The sequence below is a fragment of the Paenibacillus amylolyticus genome (genome assembly GCF_001570725.1).
GTDB classification, from domain to species: Bacteria; Bacillota; Bacilli; order Paenibacillales; family Paenibacillaceae; genus Paenibacillus; species Paenibacillus amylolyticus_A.
The window spans coordinates 177,077-192,545 of sequence record NZ_BCNV01000003.1 but is presented as its reverse complement, the minus strand read 5'-3'; the positions used below and the strand labels follow the sequence as shown (position 1 = coordinate 192,545).

Annotated in this window: 16 protein-coding genes; 7 read left to right on the top strand and 9 right to left on the bottom strand. The window is 45.0% G+C overall.

Annotation, left to right across the window (positions count from 1 at the left end; translation table 11 throughout):
* Positions 1 to 150: 150 nt before the first annotated feature.
* Positions 151 to 555, top strand: a complete 405-nt coding sequence (locus PAHA3_RS19045; protein ID WP_062836321.1) for a CBS domain-containing protein — start codon at positions 151 to 153, stop codon at positions 553 to 555.
* 116 nt (positions 556 to 671) lie between these two features.
* Here PAHA3_RS19045 and PAHA3_RS19040 read toward each other — a convergent pair whose 3' ends face one another.
* Genes PAHA3_RS19040 through PAHA3_RS19030 form a run of 3 tightly spaced genes read right to left on the bottom strand, consistent with a single transcriptional unit; the run spans position 672 to position 2,060 of the window.
* On the bottom strand, positions 672 to 1,112 hold the full coding sequence (locus tag PAHA3_RS19040; protein WP_062836320.1) for a hypothetical protein: 441 nt from the start codon (positions 1,110 to 1,112) through the stop codon (positions 672 to 674).
* Positions 1,109 to 1,558, bottom strand: a complete 450-nt coding sequence (locus tag PAHA3_RS19035) for a hypothetical protein (RefSeq protein WP_062836319.1) — start codon at positions 1,556 to 1,558, stop codon at positions 1,109 to 1,111. The genes PAHA3_RS19040 and PAHA3_RS19035 overlap by 4 nt, the downstream gene beginning before the upstream one ends.
* Positions 1,559 to 1,583: 25 nt before the next feature.
* The gene (locus PAHA3_RS19030; RefSeq protein WP_062836318.1) at positions 1,584 to 2,060 is read right to left on the bottom strand and encodes a GyrI-like domain-containing protein; all 477 of its coding nucleotides are present in this window, start codon (positions 2,058 to 2,060) and stop codon (positions 1,584 to 1,586) included.
* A gap of 239 nt (positions 2,061 to 2,299) precedes the next feature.
* Between PAHA3_RS19030 and PAHA3_RS19025 the strand changes: the two genes are divergently transcribed.
* Together PAHA3_RS19025 and PAHA3_RS19020 are read left to right on the top strand one after the other, a co-directional pair.
* A complete protein-coding gene (locus PAHA3_RS19025; protein ID WP_062836317.1) occupies positions 2,300 to 2,902 on the top strand; it encodes a hypothetical protein in 603 nt (200 codons plus the stop codon).
* Positions 2,903 to 3,142: 240 nt separating this feature from the next.
* Positions 3,143 to 5,383 (top strand): S-layer homology domain-containing protein, encoded by a 2,241-nt coding sequence (locus PAHA3_RS19020; protein ID WP_062836316.1) that lies wholly within the window; start codon positions 3,143 to 3,145, stop codon positions 5,381 to 5,383.
* Positions 5,384 to 5,528: 145 nt separating this feature from the next.
* Here the strand turns inward: PAHA3_RS19020 and PAHA3_RS19015 are convergent, their stop codons facing one another.
* The 3 genes from PAHA3_RS19015 to PAHA3_RS19005 form a co-directional block, all read right to left on the bottom strand.
* Positions 5,529 to 6,515 (bottom strand): phosphotransferase enzyme family protein, encoded by a 987-nt coding sequence (locus PAHA3_RS19015; RefSeq protein ID WP_062836315.1) that lies wholly within the window; start codon positions 6,513 to 6,515, stop codon positions 5,529 to 5,531.
* Positions 6,516 to 6,920: 405 nt separating this feature from the next.
* Complete coding sequence (locus tag PAHA3_RS19010; RefSeq protein WP_062836314.1) at positions 6,921 to 7,469, bottom strand: hypothetical protein; 549 nt, start codon at positions 7,467 to 7,469, stop codon at positions 6,921 to 6,923.
* 4 nt (positions 7,470 to 7,473) lie between these two features.
* Complete coding sequence (locus PAHA3_RS19005; RefSeq protein ID WP_062836313.1) at positions 7,474 to 9,057, bottom strand: ArnT family glycosyltransferase; 1,584 nt, start codon at positions 9,055 to 9,057, stop codon at positions 7,474 to 7,476.
* Positions 9,058 to 9,232: 175 nt separating this feature from the next.
* Between PAHA3_RS19005 and PAHA3_RS19000 the strand changes: the two genes are divergently transcribed.
* Positions 9,233 to 10,705 (top strand): CAP domain-containing protein, encoded by a 1,473-nt coding sequence (locus PAHA3_RS19000; protein ID WP_062836312.1) that lies wholly within the window; start codon positions 9,233 to 9,235, stop codon positions 10,703 to 10,705.
* A 356-nt stretch (positions 10,706 to 11,061) separates the two neighbouring features.
* On the opposite strand, the gene PAHA3_RS18995 is transcribed toward PAHA3_RS19000, so the two are convergent.
* A complete protein-coding gene (locus tag PAHA3_RS18995) occupies positions 11,062 to 11,592 on the bottom strand; it encodes a cysteine hydrolase family protein (protein WP_082762899.1) in 531 nt (176 codons plus the stop codon).
* A gap of 42 nt (positions 11,593 to 11,634) precedes the next feature.
* A complete protein-coding gene (locus PAHA3_RS18990; protein WP_062836311.1) occupies positions 11,635 to 12,021 on the bottom strand; it encodes an iron chaperone in 387 nt (128 codons plus the stop codon).
* Between the two features lie 185 nt (positions 12,022 to 12,206).
* On the opposite strand from PAHA3_RS18990, the gene PAHA3_RS18985 reads away from it, so the two are divergent.
* Complete coding sequence (locus PAHA3_RS18985) at positions 12,207 to 12,527, top strand: ArsR/SmtB family transcription factor (RefSeq protein WP_017690570.1); 321 nt, start codon at positions 12,207 to 12,209, stop codon at positions 12,525 to 12,527.
* 99 nt (positions 12,528 to 12,626) lie between these two features.
* Entirely contained in the window at positions 12,627 to 13,709 is a 1,083-nt protein-coding gene (locus tag PAHA3_RS18980; RefSeq protein ID WP_062836310.1) for a saccharopine dehydrogenase, read from the top strand.
* 116 nt (positions 13,710 to 13,825) lie between these two features.
* Here the strand turns inward: PAHA3_RS18980 and PAHA3_RS18975 are convergent, their stop codons facing one another.
* Positions 13,826 to 14,488: a M48 family metallopeptidase gene (locus tag PAHA3_RS18975; RefSeq protein WP_062836309.1), complete on the bottom strand. Its 663-nt coding sequence runs from the start codon at positions 14,486 to 14,488 to the stop codon at positions 13,826 to 13,828.
* A 152-nt stretch (positions 14,489 to 14,640) separates the two neighbouring features.
* Here PAHA3_RS18975 and PAHA3_RS18970 point away from each other — a divergent pair, with 152 nt between their 5' ends.
* Positions 14,641 to 15,408, top strand: coding sequence for a GNAT family N-acetyltransferase (locus PAHA3_RS18970; RefSeq protein WP_062836308.1), 768 nt, complete (start codon positions 14,641 to 14,643; stop codon positions 15,406 to 15,408).
* The last annotated feature ends 61 nt before the right edge of the window (positions 15,409 to 15,469 follow it).

The following is a 15,469-nucleotide window of genomic DNA, read 5'->3' as shown; positions in this document are numbered from 1 at the left end:
AGATTTCCAGAGCCATTTAAACAATGAAACAAATCTGACGAATTTATCATTAAAAATAGCCGAAAGCTCACATAATATGTTTAAATAAGAAGAGTGAGATTACATACTAAAGCTTTTTTGCTATGCAAAAGGCTGAAAAGGAGCCCGATGATGGAAATCAGCTATTTTTTACTCCCCAAAGCCGAAGTGGCCTATATCAAGTCTACCGCTTCCATGAAAGATGCTATTGAGCAACTGGAATCGCAGCACTACACCGCCATTCCCGTGATTGACCAGGATGGAAAATATGTTGCTACCCTGTCCGAAGGCGATTTGTTATGGAAAATGCGAAATACACCCGGATTGACTTTTGATACGATGGATCAGGTTCAGGTCCATGAGATTAACAATCGGGTATATAATGAATGTGTATACATTGAGGCTGAAATGGAGGATATGCTGACACTTGCAGCAGACCAAAATTTTGTGCCCGTGGTAGATGTCGATCGTGTCTTCCTCGGTATTATCCGTCGTAAGGATATTATTGAATATTATACGCGTAACATTTCGGATTAGATTTAAGCAGAACATCCCGGTAATAAACGAATATTCAACTCGAAAGGGTACTCCTGTGGTCAATCATTGGCCAACTGGGGTACCCTTCTCTATTGACGGTATGGCGGGGTATCACGCTATTTACGCTTAGCACGCTCCTCTTTGTAATACATCAACACGTCCCTTGGGCTTCCCTGAAATGCGCGCTCTTTGCCGAAGTCATACGCCTGATGCAGATACGAATACGCCTCGTCATGCTGTTCAAGTCTCATGCAGATCATGCCGAGATCGATCAACGGACTCGTATTTCTATCCGTACTCCGTGTTTGCAACGATATCTCAGCCCACGGCTTCGCCAGTTCATATTGCTTCAGATCCATATGTGCATTCGCGTGGCAGGATGCGATCCAGCTTGCAACCTCCCAATCCATCTTTGGCTCGGGTAACATGCCCCATGCCTGATCATAATAGATAAGTGCTTGTTCATGTTGTTGCGTTTCATCCAGCACATTACCAGCTTCTACCGTTTCAATAATTTGTCGCTCCAGTTCGGCATGTTCCGGTGTTAGATCTTTCATTGCACCGTCTCCTCTTCCAGGACGAAATACCACTCCAGAAAAGCATTGAAATCAGCCCACTGAGGCTCACTCTCGCCATTGAGAAACCGTTCGATGGACTCCCCCAGTTCCACCAGCACCACTTCTCCCGTCTGACGGTTGTAGAAAAATCCACCTTCACCTTCAAAACTATCCATTGGAATATACGCCTCGGGAAGCCCCAGTGTAAGCTGTGCTACATTCATGTCTTCCATATATACGGTGTTCTCCATAAACCAGCAGATCTGATACAACTCCTGATGCCTGCTGTAGAAAGTCGGCCCATCCTCTGCATGTAAATAAAATTGTGCAAAATCTGACTGTAGATCGATCTCTAGCTTCCGTAATGCTTCTTCGTATGCTGCTGGAACATCTTCATGCCACCAGCCTTGCTCCTGGCAATGATCAATCACTTTATTAGATAACATCGTAGACCTCCTATTTCAATTTTGCTTACACAGATTTTACAGGTATCCAGATTTGGGGAGGTGTGCCGTGACCTTTATATACTTCAAGTTCCGGAATACCTGCATGCTGATATGAAGTGGAAGGAAACCACTCTGTCATAATATGGTGCCACAACCGTTGTATCGCCTCCGGCTCTAATTCATCGGCCTCAAATACAACCCAATGGGACGCGGGGAGTTCGATTGACACCAAACCTTCAGGCACTTCACCTGAGTGAGAGGTAGCAATCCAATACTCCATTTGATTGTCCTGCAGCTCTCGCTGATCTACACAGATTCCCACCAAACCAGGAATGGCTCCGTTATTGAACCCGTTTAAACGTTCCTCAATTCCATCTGCCAATGCATCTTGCCACATCTTTGGAATTTCTCTTAAATTCTCTCCATCCACACAAGAGAACGTTCGTTTAATGCCCACAAAGGTAAGGGACTGCTGTTCGATCACTTTATCATTCACATTCATTAGATGGACTCCTCTCCGAGAGCGATATGGGGCATGATTCTCCATGACCCATTCATGAAAACATTGTCTGATAATTGATATGTATCTCCGATATGTCCTACAGTTACTGTATCAAAAGAGTAGGTAGATTGGAAATAGCGCCAGTGTACAGGTTCATCCCGTCCTCTATTTCCTAATTCTGGTGCAACTTTCTTCTTAGTCGTTCGTCTAATTACTGATTAAATTTAAAGGAGATGACTATGCGAATAACTTGCAGCCCCGGTTTCCCAGGAAGCATGATTGGATCGATTGATCTTCAGCCATCGAAGTATTACAACGCACCTTCCAGTAACAGCCAGATTACAGATCATGTTGATCCTGAACTCGTTACCATTCCATATGTGGAAGATTTGGAATTCGGATCACACTTTGACGCCATGAAGATCATGAACGGAACTTATAAAGATGAAATGCATGTGAGCTATGATGTGGAGTTTACAATTGATGTGGACAAAAAAGGCTACATTACGCAATTTGAGCATACGTTCCAGCTGGAACGTTATCTAGATCTGGTTCGCACACAGTCCTATAAAGTGATTAAGACAAACTGGCGTGGACAAATATTTCACGTGATGACTTACAGTTACCTGGAGGAAGTCATTAATACGAAGGATGTTCTTTTTAGATGTAACAATGCCGAAGATGTCTTCGTCGTGGCTGAACTTATGCCTCATCGTGTTGGTGGCATTGTGGTACAGCCCAATAATCTTTATCTTCATTTCCGTGCATTAATCTCAGCCCGCGATGATCTGTACCCTTTAGATTATATGTGCGAGCCTGATTTTGACCTGAGTCTCGACTAAAAAAGTAGATACATATGTATGAGGAGTACAAGCTGTCCCGAATTGGCGGGGGCAGCCTGTGCTCTTTTTTCACTAATAAACTAACAATTCTTACTCATTTCCCTCCCACTCCTTCACATGCTCGACCTTATGCTCCCATACCTGCCTCTAAGCAAAATCAGCTGTAATGTCGATGAATATACCATGATGTTGTACATGCATATGTTCTTCGTACGTTCAGAATTGAGAGGGGTTGGAAACATGGTTTACCGAAAAAATAAAATGCATTCACTGTTCACTCTGCCCTTGGCAGGCCTGCTGTTTCTGTTATGGGGTGCTCAAGCGGCGCATGCAGAACAGATCGACAGTTTGCTGCCAGAGCGAAGTCAGCAAGAAATTGTTCAGAAGTGGGATCAGTGGATGAATGGCAATGATGCATCTCCCTTGTATAAAGAGACACCTTCGACAAGTGCTCCCTACTCTGCTGGTGTGGTAAGTGACGCCTATCTGGAGCAGGGGCTGAACGCAGCCAACTTTTATCGTTTTATCACGGGTCTTCAGGGAGATCTTGTCCTTGATTCGACATTGAATCGTCAAGCCCAGCATGGGGCTGTTGTGGTCTCCACGGGTGGATACCTGTCCCATTATCCAGAGCAGCCGGGAGATATGCCAAAGGATTTCTTTGACATAGGTTCAAAGTCTGCCAGCAGCTCCAATCTGTACCTTACCAGCAGTGCCAAGAATAACGTCCTGACAAAAAGCATCCAGGCCTACATGAATGATTCGGATGCCTCCAATATTGATCGATTGGGTCACCGACGCTGGGTTTTGAGTCCACAATTGCAACGAATCGGATTTGGACTCGCCACTCGTAGTGAAGCAGGCAAGACATATGATCAGTACTATAGTGCCATGCAGGTATTCGACAAGAGCAGAACTGGGTCAGCCCCTTTTAACTACAGTCTGTTTCCAAATCAGGGCGCCTTTCCAATCGAAGCCTTTGGCAGTACACAGGCCTGGTCCGTTCAACTGAATACAGATGTATTCGCGAAACCATCACTGTCTGAGGTACAGGTCGAGATGACTCGAACTTCCGATCAACGTACGTGGACCTTTAATGCCAACAATCAGAACAGTGGCTTTCCAACAGGTTATTACAACGTGGACCCTGCGGATAAACAATGGTTTAATCAAGCCTATTTCAATGTAGAGACAGGTGGATATGGATATGGCTACGCTATTATCTTCCGTCCCGATGATGTGCAAATGTTAAAGAACGGCGATACGTTCAACATTCGAATTACAGGTCTGCAAAAGAAGAACGGTACAGCAGCGGAAATCACATACTCTACGCGTTTCTTCCATGTTGACGGTGTTCAAGATGCCACTCTTACCCGTATAACGCCAGGACAACAAAACCTGAACGTTCGAACAGGAGAACAGATTGATCTGCCTTCGATCACTGCCGTGAATGATAACGGAACATCCTATGTTCCACAGTCTAACGTTTCCTTCACGACGACATCAGATCGCATTGCCATCAAGGATGGCAAAATACTCGGTCTTCAGGCCGGTAAAGCCGAAATTCGGATTCGCTTTGAAGGGAAAGAAGCGGTTGTCTCTGTTACGGTAACGGGAATCCCCCAATTAACTGATATCCGCACACATTGGGCGAAAGATGCCATTCAATGGGCCGTTCAACAAGAGATGGTCAGTGGATACGAGGATGGAACGTTCAAACCCAACAATCAGGTAAGTGAGGCCGAATTTCTCTCCATGTTGTTCAAGCTGTATGCGAATTCCCATGTCATTCAGAGCATCGATGCTGTGGAGGGGCAAGCCGTCAAAGGAAACATCTGGAGTGATCGTTACTATACCTATGCTTCCGCGTTGAATCTGAATCTGGATGCCAGCAAGCAGAATCCAAAGCTTCGCAATCATGCCTTGAACCGGACAGAAGTAGCTGTAATTGTAGCTGGTCTTGGCGGTAAAAATTATATCAAGGATGAAGATGCCATCCGGTATCTGCTGAACATGGGATACTCTTCGGGCAAAACGGCAGCTACGGTGCAAGGTTATGCGGGACAAGAATCCTTGACCCGGGCAGAGGCCGTTGTTTTTCTCCAGAACCTGAAGGAAAAAGGATTCGAACTATGGAGCAGACCCAAGAATGCCACTGAAGCTACCGAGAATGAAAAGAACGGTGGACTACCGGATCAGACCATGAAAGCAGTATATTCTGACGATCACACGCTGATCCTTCAAGGAACGTTCCCGGCGTATGCCAACCAGACGATGCCGATCAAAATCCATGGTCCATCGCCTGCTGTAGAGCACATCCAGACGCAACAGGTTACAACAGATGCCTATGGCAATTTTAAACTGACGGTAAGTAACCTTGACGCGAAGGAACTTAATCTCTATGTGGACGTACGCGAAGATTATTCCTACTGGATCAGTGTAGAGGCGGGGCGAACTTCGATAAGTGATTACAAGGAGTAACATGTAAAAACCAGCTTGGGGATGCTACACTCGATTTCCCAAGCTGGTTTGTTTGTTATGAGGACTGATTCTGGTATGAGACATGACATACGTTCAATGTTCAGTGTTCAATGTATTGGTGGATATAACTTTTTACGTGTAGACTTTAAATTGGATGACCGAATTGCTTTGCCTTTTCTTTCATTATCCTCGCTAACCTCGCTCTTAATCCACTCATCCATTCCGGTTCATGTAACCACTGTTCTGAAGCAGACCGAAGCACACGCACATAACCATATAGGTTGGCAAAACGGCGACATGCAGGGAACATGCTCTCCAGATCATAACGTTCTCCTGCCTTGGACCAGTACCCGTTCAGGAACAATTCCCTTTTTTGCTCCCATTGCTCAGGCTCGATTTCCTCACGTAAACTATCCAAGCTACGCTCCACATCCATCGCGTACCAGTGATACATCGAGTCATCAAAATCAATGGCATAACAAGACTGGCTTTCTTCGTCATAGAAGACATTGTCCAGTTCAAAATCGTAGTGGATGAGACCGAAATTTTGCTGGGTCATCGGTAAAGTCGCAAAATACGTTTGGAGAAATTTCACCTCGTTCAGAGCAGCCGTTTCACCAGGAAAACCCTTCAGGATCTCCCGCATCCAATCCAAAACCTCTGTATAGGTCCAGCGTTTCTCCTTCTGCTCAGGTATGAATGCGCGCGATAGATGATGCAGCTCACCCAATGCCTGACCATAGCTGTACAGGATGGTGTCATTCAAATCAAGGCTTCCTAACTGCGATCCGGGTACTCGCTTGAATACAGAAGCATAGTACGTTCCCCATGGGGTGTGAGCCTCTACGATTTCTGTCTCTGAATGAGAAGGTACAGCCTCCATGGCTCCATAATGATTCGTTCGAAGATAACGTAGGAACGCCAGTTCAGCCCTAAGATTGACTTGATTTTTCTCCTCTACCGGGGCAAAACGAAGCAAGCGAACTTCCCCCTGATCTCTGAACGGGTACACGGCATTGGAGGATATGCGATAATACTGAAACATATCCAGCGATTCGGGATCATAGTTCCAATTCTTCAGGATCATCTCGGCAAGATCATGATGTTGAAATAAATATTTTAATTTTAACATGGGCATTTCTCCTTTTTGATTGTTTCATATGGATTGTCTGTAACACACGAATGCCTATTTTTGCGCGCAAAAAGCCGCAGGCTATGCCTGCGGCTTTTAAAAATTCTGAGTATATGAGAAATTTGCACAAGCAAATAAACCTCGCATACGCCAGAAAAATTGAGCAGTTATATCCCTATATGTCGGAAGATCTCAGACCGGGCTGGAACACGAGATGTGTTCCAACCTTCGTCTGATGACCTACCGGAATTATTCAGTTCATTCTTACCTTCATTATAGTAATAGAGCATACCATCTTAGACCGTCGTTTCATGACGCTCACTCCCTTCGAAAGACCAATTGTTTCCATAATAACCCACAACCCTAATGTAAGCAATTACAAAATGAAAATATCTCCATCCTCTTTTACCGGACAACCATCACCCGTTCAACCGTCTCGGTGTTGTCCTTATACCACACCATCACGATGTTTTCTTGTTGAAGATCAGACACTTCAATGGACGAATTCGCACTTGGCCTGGAATTGCCCGAACGCGGCGTGCCCATACCTTCAGTAATAGTGACATCATCACTTATACTCAATTTCATTTCCATTCCAGTATCCTTCCATTCCATGCTTGGAGATGAGGTGTCCTGCACCTCAAGTAACGCCAGAGTAACTGTGTTTCCATTCACGGAGATGACTCTGCCTGTCATGTCGGCATTCATCATCCCCTGCGTCATGTCCGGACTGCCTGTACGGTCATTCATACCCGTGCCGCCCCTTCCACCTCTAGGTGTTCCTCCGTTCATGCCCATGCCACCGCCATTCGGCATGCCGCCACCGTTCATGCCTTGTGCAGAACCGGTGTTGGTAATATTTTGGGCGGTTATCACATCGCAAGCCGTCAGCATAACCGAACATCCCAGCAGCAAGAGCAGCGTAACCGATGTGAAATATTTATTTTTTCGCATATGATCACCTTTCTCTCAGGGAATATCTCTCCAAGGTACGTTTACGATGGAATATAAGATCATACGTATCTTTGAATCCCATATAGGACAGCACAACCAACAGTGGATATACAGGGTAGATGTATCTGGACTTAATTTCCCATAGAATATAAAATCCAATGAATCCGAGAATGACCAGGATCAATGAGACTTCATCATACCGTTTACGACGAATTCCACCGACCAACCGGATGAGAATAAAACAGTACATCAAGAAATTCATCACATATACGATCCAGAGCAAACCTGTCCGATAAGCCGAATCCCCCTGCAACAGTTCTGTTATCGCATTGGTATAACTGTAGGAGCCTGCGATTCCGCCTCCCCTTCCTCTTCCGGCACCCAAGGAACTTTCATTTCCGATTCCGTATCGGTCCATCTGGTACGTTCCTTCGGTCCAGGTCCATATGATCTTTTTGTAATACATCTGCACCAAGTCACTTGCACTTGCTTCGGACAGTTTATTGCCAATCTCTTGTTTGAACAAATCTGCGCTTTCAACCTTATTGTAGTTGGCCTGCCTCTGATAGATCTGATAGCTCTCCATATTGTCCCAGAAGCCAAAGCGCTCCAGATTAATCCCCATATTCAGCCACATATAGACCGGTGCCGCATTCTCTCCAACAGGTGCGCTCACGGCACCGGAGGATTGAAGAACCGTATTCTGAGTCCAGGTTGGTACATTAAACAACATACCCAGCACACCGATGGAAATGATGACTTTCTTCATTCCGATGCTCCGCATATTCAGCAGGATAGTTATGATGGCAGCGATCAGCACGATCACGCCGATGCTTCGGAAGTAGTTGCCCATCGCGAGAAAAACGGCGGCAATGACGATTGTTTTCCAAGACTTTTCACGTACAAAACGAATGAAGAAGTATAAGCACGATGTCAGAAATGCTGTAGCAATCACATCGTTATAGATCAGGTTGTTCAGGAACAGAGATGGCAGGTACGTCGCTGCAAAGATCAACACACCGTAATCACGTTCGGTGGATCTGTCGTTCACTTGTTTGTAGATAAGATAAATCATGAACGTCGTTAATGTTGAAAACAAAATATTAAATAGTTTGAAGATCAGATAGTTGTCCGGGAACAGGTACAGCAATGTCTTCAGGTACAGCACGATCGAGTAGTTAAACGGGAACATGTGCAGATAACCACCCGTTTCAAACGACGAGTAGTCTTGGTCGTACAGCATATCCATGGCGAGTGAGAGAACGGTCTGTGAATCATCGGTGGGCACTCTCGGAAATACGAAAATGATGATGATCTGAATGGCCAGAGAACTGAGCAGCACCATCGGAATGACAACCTTCGGGCTGTATTTGTTCAGCTTCAGACACAGAGCGTATAACCCAACACCTGAACCAAGAAGCAAAAGAAGGACCGGGAGAAAAACACTCCACTGCTGCATGCCCAAAATGGGATTGTCCCCATACAAGGCGTAGTTGTACTGTGCCCGAACCAACAAGGTCGAAGCAATGAATACCGCAACAAACACGAGCAAAATGAGATAAAACGACTTATGCAGCATCTTAGACATGCCAAAACTCCTTTTCGAATACAGGATTCCGTGAGTATTATAATGGCTCTGGCTGAAAAATCGCTGAATTCGAACAAACAATTTCATTCATAAAACTAACGAATTATCCCTCTAATGTCGATAATATACATCGGATACATAATATTATTATTTTATACTAGAAGGAGATTAGAACATGTTTATTCAAAAAAGGTACATCCGCTCGTTACTCTCTCTTCCTCTGGCAGGCCTGTTATTCGTGCTGCTGGGGACTCAGCAGATCACTGCAGCCCCTGTCGACAGTCTGTTGCCTGAGCGAAGTGAGCAAGAAATCAGTCAGAAATGGACGCAATGGATGAGTGGCAAGGATCAAACTGCCACATTCACTCAGAATCCTTCGACCAAGGCACCTTACGTCGCTGGTGTAGTAAGTGATTCCACATTAGAGCAGGCTCTAGGTGCAGCCAACTTCTATCGCTATCTCTCCGGTCTGGATGGAGATCTCGTTCTGGACGCTGCACTCAATCGTCAAGCCCAACATGGAGCGGTCGTTGTGTCTACCGGAGAATTGACTCACTTCCCGGCTCGTCCGGCAGATATGGCGAAAGACTTTTTTGATCTGGGAGCCAAGTCGACTTCCAGCTCCAACCTGTACGCTTCCTATGGTGCTCAAGGAAACCTTGCAGTCAAAAGCGTTGAAGCTTATATGGATGATTCGGATGCCAGCAACATTGCTGCACTCGGCCATCGCCGCTGGATTTTGAGTCCGCAGCTGAAGAAAGTCGGTTTCGGGATTGCATCCCGGGACAACAAAAACTATGCAAGCCATTTCAGCACCATGCAAGTGATGGATACGAGCCGTTCAGGAAAACTCAATTACAATTACAACTTGTATCCTAACAAAGGGGCATTCCCGATTGAGGCATTCAATGTGTCACAAGCTTGGTCTGCACAGCTGAATCCGGACGTATTCGCGAAGCCCTCCAATTCGGAGGTACAGGTGGAGATCGTGCGTTCATCGGATCAGAAAACTTGGGTACTGGGAGCGAAAACTCCGGTAAGCAGTGATCCTGCAAAGGCCTTTTTCAATGTAAATACCGATGGTTATGGATATAACTACGCTGTCATTTTCCGCCCGGATAACTTGAAATCCCTGAAGGCAGGCGACACGTTCAACGTTCGCATTACCGGTTTGAAAAAGAAAGACGGGTCCAAAGCAGAAATTTCATATCAGACACGTTTCTTCTCGGTTAGCAATCCTTCACAAGAGCCTGTAACGGATCCACAGAATCCTGGGACAGAACCACAAGACCCTGGAACAGAGCCACAAGATCCTGGAACAGAGCCACAAGATCCGGGTACCGGGAACGAGGATTACCTGGATAATCATCTGATGCAATTCGAATATACAGCAGATCGTACGCTGAAAGTACGGGGAACACTCACGGCTTATGCAGGCAAAACATTCTCATTCCAAATCCACGGTCCTTCACCTGACGAAAAACATATTCGCACTGTAACGGTGAAGCTGGACGCTAACGGTCGGTTCAGTCTGACTGTTCCCAATCTGGGCGTTTCCGACCTGACGATCTACTTGCAAGTGGACCCAAGCTTTATGTACTTCATCCCTACAGCAAGTAATTCAAACGTTACGTATTCCTTTGAATAGAAGTGAAGCAAGAGTATAGGAATAAACTAAAGTGAAATGAAATACGACCAGAGTAAAATCTAGAATCTAAAAACAAAAACAGTCGGAATGCATAAGCATCCGACTGTTTTTTGGTATGATATGAGCTTTGGTTAAATACATAGATTGAACTAAAGAATATTTACACTTGCCACTTCGATGACAGAACAACCTTCTGATCGCTGTTATCCCCAGATTTTTTGATTCAATTTTACAAAGGTAAAATTCTGGGGATAAAGGCGCACGCTCCGCTTCTTCAGGTTCTTTCTGTCCCCTACGTTCACGTGTAAACGTTTAGTTCAATTTATATGCTGTAGTGCAGATTAAATTCAAAATATCTAAGTATACTGCTCCTTGAATTCATTCATGTATAGAACATCAATACAACCTGACCAATTCAGAATCGAACCGATAAAATCCTGTATGTCTAGTCCCTTCATTTCATACGTTTCTGCTGTATTTACTGTACCCGCCGCATCTTCAATCAGGGTTACTTTAAACCCCTCATGTTCAGCATTAATCGCTGTAAACAGACAACAATACTCCATGTTAAATCCAACAATGAATACATGTTCAATCTGATGATCCAGCAGCAACTTTTTCAGCTCCGTATTACTGAACGCACTCGGTTTACTTTTCTCCAGAATAGGATGTTCCCCAGTATCGACAACAATCTCCAAATTGGCACTTTTCGCATAATAGAGAGAGGAATCCTCATTGTCCTGGTCCAGATGTTTGGTAAACACAATAGGCCAGTTCATCTTTTCAAAAATAGCAATGACAGACTGAATCTTTGCAATTGGAGCAGATACATCCCTCTGACTTGTAAGCCCATGCTGCACATCAAGTACAATTAACCCTTTATTCACCCGGTATCTCCTTCCATAGATAGGCCTGTCTGCCGCCAACACTCAGTTTTTGCGTTTCTTTTCCAACGCGATCTCCACATTTTCTTTCACCCGATACTCCACGATCCGGCGGATGAGATCCTCGGGCAATGGCTGATCCAGTGGAAACTGGACAGATCCCTTTCCCCCTTTATACGCGGAGAGTTCCTCCTGGAAAGCTTGAATTCCTCTGGGAGCAGGGTAAAACCCAATATGATGCTGGTATGCAGCAAAATGAACCAGATTCCCATGCTGTGCATACGTGGGCATCTTATAACTGATCTTCTCTTCGGCGTTCGGAGCCGCTTCACGAATAATCTGTCTTAATGCCTGTAATCTCACCTGTACATCAGGTGCAAACTCCGAGATATATTCATCTACCAGCACAGAATAATGGTTACTCTCAGCCATCTTGGACTCCTTCCACCACGGATACTATCAATGGATTCGTGGTACGGGCATATTTGCTTATATTGTACTTCAAATGGACAAGCGGAACAGCTATTTTCCTGCAACTTGCAATGTAAAATTTGATTTTCAAGTGAACTAAGCCTTATAATACGTTTAAACAATTAAACATTATAACGGAGTGAGCCATGAACGAGTCGATGGGTAACCAAAAAGTTATTGATATTTTCGAGAATTTAAGCCCTTATCTTCAAGGTTTGGGAGATCCCGTTCGCCAGCGGATTATATCACTGCTCATTGATCAAGAGAGCATGAACGTATCCCAGATTGCAGAGCATGTACCCATGTCACGCCCTACAGTCTCTCATCACTTGAAAATATTGCGTCAATCCGGGCTGCTATCGGTTCAGAAAAAAGGTACGGAGATGTATTACAAGCTGGAGTTCAACGATGCGATCGAATTGCTCAAACAGCTCGTTCATCTCGTAGAAGTGGAATGTCAGAGCTAGCGCATACCGCGCTGGTGAACTGCATTCCTTTTCTTCACCCTATTATGTTTAAAAGTTTAAACATATAAGTACATAAACATATCAACGGAGGTTTATCGAATGATTAGAAAAAAAGTTCTTATCGCTGGAGGCTATGGTGCTGTAGGTGAACAGCTTGCCCGCATTTTGCATGACAGGCATCCTGATCTGGAATTGGTACTGGGAGGTCGTTCTGCGGGTAAAGCAGCACCTTTTCCATCCAATCGTGTCCAAACGGTTGTTGTTGATACCAATGCGGAAGATCCACTGATTCACGCAGGAGAAAATATATCATTAATCATTAATGCAGTGAACGATCTGCATGATCGGCTATTGGTATCGGCAGTGCGCAGAAAAATTCCCCTCATCGATATAACACGCTGGACTGAGGTGTTCAATCAAGCGATCCGTACAATAGAGCAGGAAGAGCTTCATGCTCCGGTAGTGCTGTCCTCTGGATGGATGGCAGGAACGGCGTCACTCTTTGCCATGATACTTTCTAACTCTCTGCAACATGTCGAAGTAAACATTCATGCCCTATGGTCGCTGCGAGATAAAGCCGGGCCTGACTCAGCAGCCTTTATGGATCGGATGAGTATTCCTTTTCAGGTAACTGAATCCAACACGAACCGGCTCGTCTATCCCATGACAGATCCGGTTAAAGTACATTTCCCTAACGGGTACACGACCCCATGTTACAGGTTGGATACACCCGATCACGTCACTTTGCCTCATACAAGTCATATTGATTCCGCCAGTTTCCGCATTTCATTTGATAGCAAAGTATCTACCTATGCACTTGCCGGATTGGTCAAAACGGGTGTATGGAAGATGATCAGCGGTGAACGATTCCAGCCATTCCGGCGGAAATTGCTCTATAATCCCGGAACCGGGAGTGCACATCATCTCGTCATTCAACTGAAAGGACTGGATGCGAAAGGGAAGCAGGTTGAACGAACGATGACGGTCTCTGACCCACTTGGTCAGACCCACATGACTGCACTCGGTGCTGCGGTGCAAGCCGAGAAGATACTGCTGATGCCTGCGGATGAGCCTATGGCTCCAGGCGTCTATTATCCTGAGCATCTGTTCGATGATCGAATGGACATGGATGCGGTTACTCATTTTTTCAAACAATACGGCGTTCAATTATCTTACTCCTAATATCCAGACACAACAAAAATCCGCGAAGCCGCTCACTGCAACAGTGGGACCTTCGCGGATTTTACGAATGATATTGGAGGGATATGGCGTATCCAAGTGAAGGCCTAAGCTTGGATTTATAGTGTCATGGCTCGACCATTGCGCATCAGATAATCTTCTTTGGCTTTGTAATCCGGCATGATACTTCCAATACGCCGCCAGAAGGAGCGATCATGATTCATGTGGTGAATATGGCAAAGTTCATGAATGATGACATAATCGATCACTTCCAGTGGCGCCATCGCCAGACGATAATTGAACGTCAGCTTTTTGTCCCAGCTACAACTGCCCCACTTGGTGGGAGAATCTACGATCTCCACTGACTTCGGCTTCACCTTCAACTCCTGCTGATAACGTCCGATGCGCTCCCCAATCATGCGTTTACACTCGGCAAAATAAAACTTCTTCAGATTCGCTCGCAGCTCCTCTTCTGTAAACCCCTCTACAGGGATTAATTCATGCAGTGCATGCTCCTTGCCAAAAAGCAAAAACTTCCCTTTGCCTTCATCTTCGTATTCCTTGGCTTGAGGACCGTCGAGCGCTTGCTGCATCAGAGCAGATTTCTTCAAAATCACATCCCCGAACTGCTCCACAAGTTGCCGGATCATGTCTTCACTGGTACCATTGGGTGCTTTGATCGTTACCATATAAGGCAAGTCCATCGTGATGGACACTTTTTTGCGTTTGCCGTATTCAATATGACAGTTAATACTGTGATTATTTAATTCTATAGTTAACATAACGCGCTCCGCTTCTGAAGTTATTCTTTTAACCAAATCAAATTGTATACCATCTCCGGCTATAATGCATACTGTTCGCGAAATATATATTCTCGTTGTATTTTTATACATTATTATGTATTATTATTTAATTATGAAATCGGAGGTTGGTTATGACGCATACTATAGATTCAGAACATAAAACCATTGAAGAACTATCCCTTAACCACTGGCAACCCTTGTCCACCTTATTGTATGACGGTTGGGTACTGCGTTTTGCCAAAGGATATACCAAACGTGCCAACTCCGTTCAACCGATCCACTACTCCACTCTGGATGTGCATGAAAAGATTGAGGAATGTGAGCGCATCTATGCTTCCAATCAATTAAATACCATATTTAAGATCACGCCGTTTATTCAACCGGATCATCTCGATCAGCTTTTGCAAGACAAAGGGTATGCAGTTGTAGATCTCACTCGTATCCAGATCAGGAGTCTGGATGATATCAAAGAACCTGTGCACCAAGCTGTACAGATTAACGAACAGTTGACCACAGCGTGGCTGGATCACTTTTGTAGGCTAAATCAGGTGAACGATCTGCAACGGGAAACGACAGAACTAATGTTACATAACATCCGCACAAAGGTAGGTTTTATATCGCTATTGATTGACGGGCAAGTCGTCGCGTGTGGGTTCGGTGTAATCGAGCGTGGCTATATCGGGTTGTATGACATCATTACAGACGCTAACTTCCGGAATCGGGGACTTGCTGAACAGATGATCCTTCATCTCCTGCACTGGGCAAAAAAACAGGGCGCTACTTCCAGTTACCTGCAAGTGGTTGCGAAAAATGCACCTGCCTTGAAGCTTTACGCCAAGCTGGGTTATTCGGAGATGTATAGCTATTGGTACAGAGTCAAAGAATGGAATGAGTCCTGACCATGCTCAGACCAAAAACTGCCCTCCTCTTATAAAGGAAAGGCAGTTTTTGATTTGCTTC